The 8,916-nt window shown below is 66.1% G+C and carries 8 protein-coding genes; 4 read left to right on the top strand and 4 right to left on the bottom strand.

Annotation, left to right across the window (positions count from 1 at the left end; genetic code table 11):
* Nucleotides 1–67 precede the first annotated feature (67 nt).
* From dsbG to dsbD, 3 genes are read right to left on the bottom strand one after another with little or no spacing between them, the layout of a single operon-like run.
* Complete coding sequence (dsbG, locus tag ACF8MI_RS14425) at nt 68–826, bottom strand: thiol:disulfide interchange protein DsbG (RefSeq protein ID WP_016711686.1); 759 nt, start codon at nt 824–826, stop codon at nt 68–70.
* 1 nt (nt 827) lies between these two features.
* Nucleotides 828–1,664, bottom strand: coding sequence for a TlpA disulfide reductase family protein (locus tag ACF8MI_RS14420; protein ID WP_060501190.1), 837 nt, complete (start codon nt 1,662–1,664; stop codon nt 828–830).
* Nucleotides 1,664–3,376 (bottom strand): protein-disulfide reductase DsbD, encoded by a 1,713-nt coding sequence (gene dsbD, locus ACF8MI_RS14415; protein WP_104834262.1) that lies wholly within the window; start codon nt 3,374–3,376, stop codon nt 1,664–1,666. Before dsbD ends, ACF8MI_RS14420 begins: the two co-directional genes overlap by 1 nt.
* A gap of 219 nt (nt 3,377–3,595) precedes the next feature.
* Between dsbD and ACF8MI_RS14410 the strand changes: the two genes are divergently transcribed.
* The 4 genes from ACF8MI_RS14410 (at nt 3,596) to ACF8MI_RS14395 (ending at nt 7,770) form a co-directional block, all read left to right on the top strand.
* The gene (locus tag ACF8MI_RS14410) at nt 3,596–4,177 is read left to right on the top strand and encodes an NTP transferase domain-containing protein (protein WP_164524861.1); all 582 of its coding nucleotides are present in this window, start codon (nt 3,596–3,598) and stop codon (nt 4,175–4,177) included.
* Nucleotides 4,178–4,223: 46 nt separating this feature from the next.
* Nucleotides 4,224–4,907 carry a response regulator transcription factor gene (locus tag ACF8MI_RS14405; RefSeq protein ID WP_016711682.1) on the top strand — a complete coding sequence of 228 codons (684 nt, stop codon included), beginning with the start codon at nt 4,224–4,226 and terminating at the stop codon, nt 4,905–4,907.
* Nucleotides 4,904–6,226 (top strand): ATP-binding protein, encoded by a 1,323-nt coding sequence (locus ACF8MI_RS14400; RefSeq protein WP_060501184.1) that lies wholly within the window; start codon nt 4,904–4,906, stop codon nt 6,224–6,226. The genes ACF8MI_RS14405 and ACF8MI_RS14400 overlap by 4 nt, the downstream gene beginning before the upstream one ends.
* Before the next feature lie 152 nt (nt 6,227–6,378).
* Nucleotides 6,379–7,770 carry an aspartate aminotransferase family protein gene (locus ACF8MI_RS14395; RefSeq protein WP_200928660.1) on the top strand — a complete coding sequence of 464 codons (1,392 nt, stop codon included), beginning with the start codon at nt 6,379–6,381 and terminating at the stop codon, nt 7,768–7,770.
* Between the two features lie 40 nt (nt 7,771–7,810).
* On the opposite strand, the gene ACF8MI_RS14390 is transcribed toward ACF8MI_RS14395, so the two are convergent.
* Nucleotides 7,811–8,764, bottom strand: coding sequence for a siderophore-interacting protein (locus tag ACF8MI_RS14390; protein ID WP_060501180.1), 954 nt, complete (start codon nt 8,762–8,764; stop codon nt 7,811–7,813).
* Nucleotides 8,765–8,916: the final 152 nt, after the last annotated feature.

Raw genomic sequence — 8,916 nt, 5'->3', positions numbered from 1 at the left:
ATTGGCTAGCCTGTACCGGCCTCTTCGCGGGCACGCCCGCGAAGAGGCCGGTACAGGCAACCGCCGATCAGCGCTTACCGAGAATCTTCCCAAGCATCTCTGGCCGAGGTGCCCCTTGCTGGCTCTGCAAATTGCCCTGTTCATCCTGATAGAAAATCGCCGGGGTTGCCTGCAACCCCATCTCTTCCATCAATGCCATGTTCGCCGCCAGCTTCTGCTGCACGGCCTCCGGCACCTGCTCCAGTGCCTTCAGCTTGCTGGCCTTGCCGGCTTTTTCATGCGCTTGCAATGCCTTGGCCGGGTCTTTCGCCGCCAGCAGGGCTGCCGATTTGCCCGGGCTGTCCTCGCGGATGATGCCGACCATGATGTGGCGCAACTGCACCTTGCCCGATTCCACCCAGGGCCGTGCCTGTTCCCAGAACATATTGCAGTACGGGCAGTTGGGGTCGCTGAACAGGTACACCTTGCGTGGCGCATCGGCCTTGCCGTCGGCAATCCACGCGGTTTTCTCCATCTTCGCCCAGATTTCCTTGCTCATCGGCGCATACACCAGCTTTTCCAGCGGTTCGGCGCTCAGGTCCTTGCCTTGTTCGTCGAACAGGCTGCCGACCAGCACATGCTTGCCGTCGGGGGTGAGGTACAGGGCCAGGGCGTTGTTCTGGTACTCGGCGGCGTAACCGCGCAGGCCGTTGGGCGCATCGAAGCTGCCTTTGATCACAGCGCCCTTGGCTTGCAGTTGCTGAACGGCCTTGGGCAGCTCTTCGGCCTGCAAGGCGGGGGCGGCCAGCAGGGCCAGGGACAGGGGCAGCAGGGCAGTCAGTCGCATGTCAGTTTCCTTGTGCGGCAGGGGCGGGCGCGGTGGCCCGGTCGAAAGGCTCCAGGGCGTGGCGCAGGCTGGCCCGGGACAGCTCGCCCAGGTGGCTGCCAACCAGCCGCCCGTCGGCGTCGTAGAACAGGGTGGTGGGCAGGGCCATGGAACCGACGCGCTGGGCCAGCAGGCCGGTGCCGTCGAACAGCACGTGGGTCAGGCTCAGGCCGGTGGTGGCAAGGAAGGTGCTGACGTTTTCCGGGGTCTCGCCCTGGTTGACGAACAGGAAGGTCACGTGCGGATAGTCGCTTTGCGCCTGTTGCAGCACCGGCATTTCCCGGCGGCAGGGCGGGCACCAGGTGGCCCAGATGTTGATCACCAGCGGCTTGCCACGGTAGCTGTGCAAGGCGACGGATTGGCCGCCAGCGTTGCGCAGGCTCAGTTCCGGCAGCTCGGTGCCTTTGCTGTACAGGTGCCCGCCCAGGCTGGCCAGGCCCCAGAACAACGCACCACTGAACAGCGCCCAACCGAGCGGGCGGCGCAGGCCCGGTTGGCGCCAGCCTTGCCACAGGGCAGCGAGGACGATACCGGCCAGGCCCGACCAGAACAGGAAGCCACCGTCGCGAATGTCGATGATCTGCAACGGCTCATCGCGGTACATCGGCCAGTAGGCCAGCACGAAGCCTGCGCGGGCAGCCAGCACGCCGATCAGGAACAGGTTGAACAGTGCCGACTCCGGGCTTTCGCCACCGCGCCGGGCGACCCACCAGCCGACCACGCAGGCAATCCCCAGGGCGGCGAGCATCAGCAGGTGGTTGAGGGCCATGGTCAGTGGCCCGAGGGTTACGGTCAGCATCAGCCTTGGCTCCTGGTCTGGGCCCAGTGTTGCTGGAACACAGCGGCGTCGACTTCACCGGTGATACGCCGCGCTCGGCGCTCGTCGCCCTCCGGGCCGATCCAGATGATGCTGGGCGGGCCGGGTACCTGGTAGCGTTGCAGCAGGGCTTTGCTGGCTGGCGTGTCGGCGGTCACGTCCAAGCGCAGCAAGTGCACGCCGGCCAGGCCGGCCTGCACGTCGTTGCGGGCGAACACCTGCTTTTCCATGACCTTGCACGACACGCACCAGTCGGCGTAGTAGTCGAGCATCACCCACTGGCCACGGGCCTTTGCCGCTTCCAGTTCACGTTGCAGGTCTTCGGGGCGGCTCACCGTGACGAAGCTGTCCTCGGCATGCTGACCAGCAACTGGCGCACCACCACCGGCGAACGGTTGCAGCGGCTGCCAGAGATCGTCGCCACCTGCTGCGGCGCCTACCAGCAACAAGCCGCCCCACAGGGCACCCAACAGTGGCACAGCGCGCAATGCTGGCAGACGCTGCAGGGCCGGCCAGCTGGCCCAGGCCAAGGCGATGAGCCAGGCGCCACTCAGCGCCAGCAGCAGGGTGGCGGGCAGCAGGCTGCGCACGGTGTACAGCGCCATGGCCAGGAACACGAAGCCGAACACGCCCTTGACCCGCTCCATCCAGGCGCCCGGACGCGGCAGGTAGCGGTTGCCCAGGGTCACCAGCAACAGCAGCGGTACGCCCATGCCCAGGCCAAGGCTGAACAGCACCAGCGCGCCTTGCAACACGTCGCCGCTTTGGGCGATGTACAGCAGCGCCCCGGCCAGTGGCGCGGTCATGCACGGGCCAAGCAGCAGGCCGGACAACGCCCCCAGCAGTGCAGCGCCATACAGGTTGCCGCCACGGGTGCCTTGCCCGGCGCGGTCCAGGCGGTCGCGCAGGGCGGCGGGCAATTGTAGTTCGAAGGCGCCGAACATCGGCAGGGCCAGCAACACGAACAGCCCCGCCAGGCTGCCCAGCAGCCAGGGTTGCTGCAGCCAGGCTTGCAGGCTGGCCCCCAGCAGCGCGGCAACCACGCCCAGGGCGGCGTACACCAGCGCCATGCTTAGTACATACACCCCGGCCAGCAGCCAGCCGCGCCGGGCGCTAGCGCCGTTGCCCAGTACCAGCCCGGCAAGAATCGGCAGCATTGGCAGCGAGCAGGGGGTAAAGGCCAGCAGCAGGCCAAGGCCGAAGAACGCCAGCAGGCTCCAGGCCAGGTGGTCCTGTTGCAGGCCGCTGGCCAGCGCCTGGTCGCCGGCTTGCTCGGCGGCAGGCGCCACACCGCCACCCAGGTCGATTTGCGTGGTTTGCGGCGGGTAGCACAGGCCGGCGTCGGCACAGCCCTGCCAGCCCAGGCGCAATTGCCCCTGGGCATTGGCGGGCAGCAGCAGCTCAAGCTGGTCGCGGTACACCGCGCTGTCACCAAAGAACTCGTCATGGTGGTTGAGCGCCGGCGGCAGCTGCGGGTGCTGGTCGGCGGGCAAACCGTCGAACTTCAGGCGCTTCTGGTACAGGTAGTAGCCCGGCTTGATCTGGAAGTACAGGCGCATCTGGCCATCGGCCTGGCGGTCGTGGGTGAGCACGAAGGCTTGGTTGACCGGTAAAAAGTCAGGTTTGACGTCGAACGGGTTGGCCTGCAAGGGGCCGGCCAGCAACAGTGTCAGGAAGAGCAGGAAAACGCGCATGTCTTCGCCTTGGTAGATCCAGGAATGGGGTCATGCTGGCTGGAGTCGATTAACCCAAGGTTAACCCCTTTTCAACGGATTCGAATTGTGGCCCCCTGTATGTCGGTCCTGAATCCCTGCGATTCGTCGCGCTGAAGGCGGAGCAAACGTGCAGCATTGTGAACGAAAGGGGGTATGCCGGGCGTTGCAGTGGCTTGGCAAGCGCCAGAAGGTCACGCCGTGAGCGTCATGGCGCTGGTGTTGGCGGCTGGCAGCAGCACGCGCTTCGGTTCCGACAAGCGCCGGGCAACCCTGGCCGATGGCCGCAGCCTGTTGGCGCACAGCGTGGAGCGGGCCAGGGCGGTGTTCGACGAGGTGCGTGTGGTCTTGCGTGAGGGGGAGCGTGGGGAGGATTTCGGGTTGCCTGCCGGTTGCCGGGTAATCGGCAGCCCTGATGCCGCGTCCGGTATGGGGCATAGCCTGGCTGTCGGGGCACGGTCGCTTCACGACAGCCAGGCACAGGCGGTAGCGATTTTGCTGGGTGATATGCCATGTATCGACCCGGCAACCCTGCGCCGCCTGGCCGAGGCCGCCAATGCGTCCCGTATCGTGCTGCCACGCCACGCAGGGCAGCAGGGGCACCCGGTGATCTTCGGGCGGGATTTCTGGCCGGCGCTGGGGCAACTGCATGGCGATGGAGGGGCGCGCTCGGTGGTGCATGCCCACCGGGGTAGCTGTGTGGTGGTCGAGGTGGAAGATGCAGGGGTATTGCTGGATGTCGACACGCCGCAGGGCCTCGCTTGGTTCATAATCCCACCTTAATCCGCCCAAGGTGCAATGCCAGCCACACCACTCCGGGAGCCCCACCATGCACGTTCTGCTCTGCGAGGACGACGACCTGATCGCCGCCGGCATCTGCGCCGGCCTTACCGCCCAGGGCCTGACCGTTGACCGGGTGGGTAACGCCGCCGGTGCGCGGGCGATGCTGCAGGCCGCGCAGTTCGATGTGATGATTCTCGACCTCGGCCTGCCCGACGAAGACGGCCTGAAACTGCTGCGCCGCCTGCGTCAGCAGGGCGAAACACTGCCGGTACTGGTGCTCACTGCCCGTGATGCCGTCACCGACCGCGTCGATGGCCTGCAGGCCGGTGCCGACGACTACCTGCTCAAACCCTTCGACCTGCGCGAGCTGGCCGCTCGTCTGCACACGCTGCTGCGGCGGGTGGCGGGGCGGGCGGTGAATGTGATCGAACACGGCCCGTTGCGTTACGACCCCAGCAGCTGCGAGGCGACCCTGGCCGGGCGGCCGGTCGACTTGTCCCGCCGGGAGCAGGCCCTGCTCCAGGCATTGCTGCAGAACCCCGGGCGGGTGTTGTCCAGCGAACAACTGAAAGACTGTGTGTACGGCTTTAGCGACGAAGTCGAGAGCAACGCCCTGAACGTGCATATCCACCACCTGCGGCGCAAGCTGGGCAACGGCATCGTCGAGACTGTGCGTGGCCTGGGTTACCGCCTGGGCCCGGCGCAGGCGCCGGAAGAGGCCGCATCATGAGCCTGCGGGTACGCCTTAGCCTGATCCTGGGCAGTGCTTTTGTGATCATCTGGGTGCTGGCCGCTGCGTGGATGCTGCGTGACCTGCGCCAGCAGATGATGTTTTCCCTCGACCAGCGCCTGGTGGCGTCGGCGCGTATGGTCGCCGGGCTGATCGACCAGTTGCCGCAGCCGCTCACCGCCAAGGGCGGGGAGGCGCACATTTCTGCCGACCAGTTCAGCGTGCCGGACGGCATGGCCTGCCAGGTCAGCTCGCTGCGTGGCGAGATCCTTGCCAGCAACCACAAGCACGATGGCGCCATGGACGATGAGCGCAGTGGCTTCCGTGACCAGACGATCGACGGTGCACTGTGGCGTACCTTCACCTACAACCATGGTGATGTGCGCATCACCACGGCTGACCGGCACATGGAGCGTGAGGCGCTGAACCAGTCGATTCTGCTGGCGGCATCTGCACCGGTGCTGATGGCCCTGCTCGGCAGCCTGGGGTTGTTGTGGATTGGCCTGGGCAAAGGCCTCGAGCCGCTCAACCGCATGCGCGATGCGCTACGGCGAAGGCGTGCCGATAGCGTCGAGCCACTGCAGGTGGCAGGCATGCCCAGCGAATTGCAGCCGTTGCTGGAAACCCAGAACCAGCTGTTCCTGCGCATTGCCCAGACCCTCGAGCGCGAGCGGCGCCTGACCGACGATGCCGCCCATGAGCTGCGCAGCCCGCTGACCGCGATCAAGACCCACCTGCAAGTGGCGCGCATGACCGACGGTACCGTGCGCGAGCAGGCGCTGGAGCATGCCGAACAAGGGGCCGACCGCATGCATCGCACGCTGGAACAGTTGCTGATGCTGGCGCGGGTGGAAGGCAGCCTGTCGTTCGAAGATGGCGTGCAGTGCAGCGCCGAACAGGTGGCCCGGCAGGCGGTGCAGGACGCCGGTGGCGGCGATAACCGGCGCATCGTGCTGCGTTTGCCTGAAGAAGCGACGCAGATCTACCTGGGCATGCCGGCCCCCTTGGCGGTGGCCGCGCTGCGCAACCTGCTGGACAACGCCCTGCGCCATGGTGGCGACGAGGCAGTGGAGCTGGAGGTGCAGATGGCCGACGGGCAGGTGGGGTTCATGGTGCGCGACCATGGGCCGGGGATTGCCGACGCCGACCTTGAGCACCTGACCGAGCGCTTTTGGCGTAATGGACAGAGTGGTGGGTGCGGGTTGGGGTTGGCAATTGTGCAGGCGATCGTGCAGCGGTGTGCCGGCAGCTTGCGCTTCGACAGCCGTAGCGATGGGTTGCGGGTGCTCTTGCAAGTACCGGCGCGCTCGGCCGGTTGATCTTCACTGCCTGTGCTGGCCCTTTCGCGGTTTTACCCGCGAAAGGGCCGGCGCGGGCTAAGTAAAATTCAGTAACAACCGCTAAATCCTCCCGGCACTCAAGCGTTTTCCAAGCGATAACTGCCCATTCGCTTGTTTGCGAGGATTCACCCATGTCCACCGCTTCCAGCCTTGTCCAGGTTGCACCGGTCAGCGCGTCGCAACCTTTGTACGAATTTACCGAATCGCCCCTGCTGCAACGCCAGCAACAACAGGAGTCCAACGCCCGAAGCTACCCACGGCGCATTCCGCTGGCGCTAAAGCGCGCCCGTGGCATCTACGTGGAGGATGTCGAAGGCCGCCAGTTCATCGACTGCCTGGCCGGCGCCGGCACGTTGGCGTTGGGCCATAACCACCCGGTGGTGGTCGAGGCGATCCAGCGGGTACTGGCCGATGAGTTGCCTCTGCATACCCTGGACCTGACCACGCCGGTCAAGGACCGCTTCGTCCAGGACCTGTTCGGCATCCTGCCCGAGGCGCTATGCCGCGAGGCCAAGGTGCAGTTCTGTGGCCCGACTGGCACCGATGCGGTAGAGGCAGCGCTGAAACTGGTCCGCACGGCCACCGGTCGTAGCACCGTGCTGGCGTTCCAGGGCGCTTACCATGGCATGAGCCTGGGGGCGTTGAGCCTGATGGGCAGCCATGGGCCGAAGCAGCCTTTGGGGGCCTTGCTCGGCAATGGCGCGCAGTTCATGCCGTACCCTTACGACTACCGCTGCCCGTTCGGCCTGGGTGGCGAAGCCGGGGTGAAGGCCAACCTGCATTACCTGGAAAACCTGCTGCTCGACCCGGAAAGCGGTGTGCCGCTGCCGGCGGCAGTGATCCTGGAGGTGGTGCAGGGTGAGGGCGGGGTGATTCCGGCCGATATCGAATGGCTCAAGGGCGTTCGCCGCATCACCGAGCAGGCCGGTGTGGCGCTGATCGTCGACGAGATCCAGAGCGGTTTTGCCCGTACCGGGCGTATGTTCGCCTTCGAGCATGCCGGCATCGTACCGGACGTAGTCACCTTGTCCAAGGCCATTGGCGGCAGCCTGCCGCTGGCGGTGGTGGTGTACCGCGACTGGCTGGACACCTGGAAGCCGGGCGCGCACGCCGGCACCTTCCGGGGCAACCAGATGGCCATGGCGGCGGGTTCGGCGGTAATCAACTACCTGGTGGAACACCGCCTGGCCGACCACGCCGAGGCCATGGGGCTGCGCTTGCGCAGGCACCTGCAGCAGTTGCAGCGCGATTACCCGCAGCTGGGCGACATTCGCGGGCGTGGGTTGATGCTCGGCGTGGAGTTGGTGGACCCGCAAGGTAAGCGGGATGCGCTTGGCCAGCCGCTGGCCAACCGCGATCTGGCGGCCAAGGTGCAGCGAGAGTGCCTGAAGCGTGGGCTCATTCTGGAGCTGGGTGGGCGGCATGGCGCCGTGGTGCGTTTCCTGCCGCCGTTGATCATCAGCGGCGAGCAGGTCGATGAAGTGGCGCAGCGTTTTGCCGAGGCGTTCATCGCGGCAGTCTGACCGATAGCCGGGGGCGCACAACGCCCTCGGCTGTCTCACGTCAATCAAAGGTTCGGCCGGCCCGCCAATACCCCATCAACGTCAGGCATTCTCGCTGCAATCCACGTTCCTTGATCAGGTACCGGCGTATCTCCATCACCGTCGCCGATTCCCCCGCCACCCAGGCGTGAAACTCGCTGCTGTCGCTACTGGCCTGTTCCCACAGGATGCGAGTCTCAATATCCACGTCTTCCAGCTTCGCCCGTGGTGCGGCGTGCCCAAGCGGCAGGCTGGCCAGCTCGCGCACGGCGTGCTGCATGGCTTGGCCATGTGCGCAGCTCAGCCGTTCGCGCGGCAGCCAGCGCAGCGCCGTGGCATCGCCATGGCGCAGGCTCAGGCAATCCGCCTCCAGCGGCACCTCGATGAATGCTTGCACCGCCAGCTCGGGCTGGGTGTCAGCCAGTTGCTCCAGGATGCCGGCAATCGCCGGCAGTGCGGTTTCGTCACCTACCAGCAGCACATTGCGCACACCTTGCGGTGGCTTCCATTCATAACCGCCGGGGTCGCCGTCATAGGCCAGGTTGGGCGCGACTATCTGCAAACGGTCACCCACCTGCGCGTGGGTGGCCCAGGCCGAGGCGGGGCCGTTGACACCATGCAGCACGAAGTCGATATCCACCTCCAGCGCCTCACGGCGCAAGGCACGGATGGTGTAGGTGCGCATCGGCGGGCGCTGGGTCGGTGGCAGGGCACTGTGCGCGGCCTTCCAGTGCAGGTCGTTGTTCAGGCTGGGCGGTGAGCCGTCGGGGGCGGGAAACAGCAGCTTGACCCGTTGGTCTGGGGCCAGGGTGGTCATTTCAGCAACCTCCGGGCCGGTGAATACCAGCCGGGTGAGCGAAGGGCTGAGCGCGATCCGCCGCTTCAGCTGGACATTGAAGATTCGATAGCTGGGGCGTTTGCCGGGGAGCGCTTGAGTGACCCGCTTGCGCAGGTTGTTGGCCAGGGTGGAGAGCATCGCGAGGGCCGCCTTCTGGAGGATGGGTATGACGTTCAGACGAGTCGCCCACCCGGTGATTTAAGCGCGCAGCCTGGGCTGCCGGCGGTGGCCGGGGCTTTGGCTAAATCAGCTCGCGGCTGTTTCGTCTTTGAGGGATGACTGGGCCCTGT

It is taken from the genome of Pseudomonas sp. yb_9 (assembly GCF_043103635.1).
In the GTDB taxonomy this organism is placed as follows: Bacteria; Pseudomonadota; Gammaproteobacteria; order Pseudomonadales; family Pseudomonadaceae; genus Aquipseudomonas; species Aquipseudomonas monteilii.
This window is presented reverse-complemented; position numbering and strand designations above follow the sequence as displayed.